General features: G+C 57.7%; 2 protein-coding genes. Both read right to left on the bottom strand.

Annotated elements, in window-relative coordinates; translation table 11 throughout:
* Positions 1-136 precede the first annotated feature (136 nt).
* Complete coding sequence (locus tag A37A_RS19560) at positions 137-790, bottom strand: IS1634 family transposase (protein WP_018291829.1); 654 nt, start codon at positions 788-790, stop codon at positions 137-139.
* Positions 791-814: 24 nt separating this feature from the next.
* The gene (locus A37A_RS18555) at positions 815-1069 is read right to left on the bottom strand and encodes a hypothetical protein (protein ID WP_018291828.1); all 255 of its coding nucleotides are present in this window, start codon (positions 1067-1069) and stop codon (positions 815-817) included.
* Positions 1070-1462: the final 393 nt, after the last annotated feature.

The raw sequence follows: 1462 nt of genomic DNA, 5'->3' as shown, positions 1-1462 counted from the left end.
AAGATTCCTCGGGAACTGAATCGGCTCCTGGAAAAACTTCGTCTGCTCCCGCTCTTCGCCCAGCCGCCGGCTTGGGCAGCGATGTAGCCAGTAGCGGAAAGGCCTGTCCTTCCGCATCAATGCGTTATGCTGCTCCTCAACGGAAGTCAGGTTCGGTCCGATCCCAGAGCTCCGGCTGCCGATCCCGCGGCAACTTCTCCACCAGCTCCTGGAGTTGAGCCCGATTCGCCCGGGTCACGTATCCCAACTCCATGTCCGTCAGCATCTCCAGGTTAAAAAAGCTTCGGATCCCACCGTCAAAAACAAAGACCGCCTTCTCAATCCCCAGCCGTCGCCGCAAGCCAACCAAAAGCCCGGGGAGCGTCGAGGAATCGGCTCGATTGCCTCGGAGAACCTCCACATGGATCGGGATCCCCTCCGCATCGGTCGCCACCGCCAAAAGCACCTGCGGCCGGTCATCCCGATGGTCCCGACTGTAGCCGTAGTGAGCCAACCCCTTCGGACCCTCTCCTTCAAAATAGGTGCTCGAAAGATCGTAGAGCACCAGACTTACCCCTCCGGGAAACGCTCTCTGAAAAAGCCCACGCTCGATCCGGCTCCAAACCCCATTGAGCCCATCCATCGCCCGGTAGAGATCCTCTTCGTCCCATCCTTCGCTCTTCTCCAAAGAGCAGGCTTGCGCCAGAAGCGTCCCCCGAGCCTCCTCCTTCCAGGAAAGCTTCGAGCAGGGGAAGAGAATCCTGCCGAAGATCATCGCCTGCAAAAGCTTTCTCTTCTTCGGATCCTCCACCGCGGCCAGGACTTCCTCCAGCCCCTACCGCTCCCATGCCTCCCGCAAAACCGCCAGACCCCCGAAGTCCGACCGCTCCTCCAGTCCCAGCTTCTCGACCTCGACGACCTTCTTCCCCTGCAAGCCCAAACGAATCAGCTCCCGGACCTCTTCGGGTAGCGCGGTGACGTTGCAGATCGTCCGGGAACGCGGCCCTTTCTCGGTCCGATACGACTCTCGGATAAAATAACTCTTGTAGACCTTCCCCTTCTGCCGCGACTTGACCTCGCAAAAGTACATTACGCACTCTTTTATGCCAAACGCAACGAATACACGCCGATATATTATTTCATACATTACGTACTACATACTTTCCGTAAGTAATTGATAAATCACAAGGTCGGTGAAAAAAAGTGTAGAGTCGAGGAGTGGCGCGGTGCGACGTAGGAGAGCCATAGCGGGAGCTGCCCCTTTCGGTCTGGCAGTGCCTGAGTATCTCTCCCTATCGTCCGTTTCCACTCCCCGCTCATCAAACCGAACGTGCGGATTTCCCTCATTCGGCTTTCGGACAAGGTGTGACGCAGGATTATGCCCACGGCAGGCTCCGCGTTAAGCTCGCCAGGGAAAGAAGACCCAACTGGTCCCGGAGAAACTCGTCCGGGAAGTGGGTCGTTCCTTGCCCAGGAACCTTGT

Source organism: Verrucomicrobium sp. 3C (assembly GCF_000379365.1).
Classification (GTDB): Bacteria; Verrucomicrobiota; Verrucomicrobiia; order Methylacidiphilales; family Methylacidiphilaceae; genus Methylacidimicrobium.
Note: the sequence above shows the minus strand (reverse complement) of the source record. Positions and strands in the feature narration are given on the sequence as shown.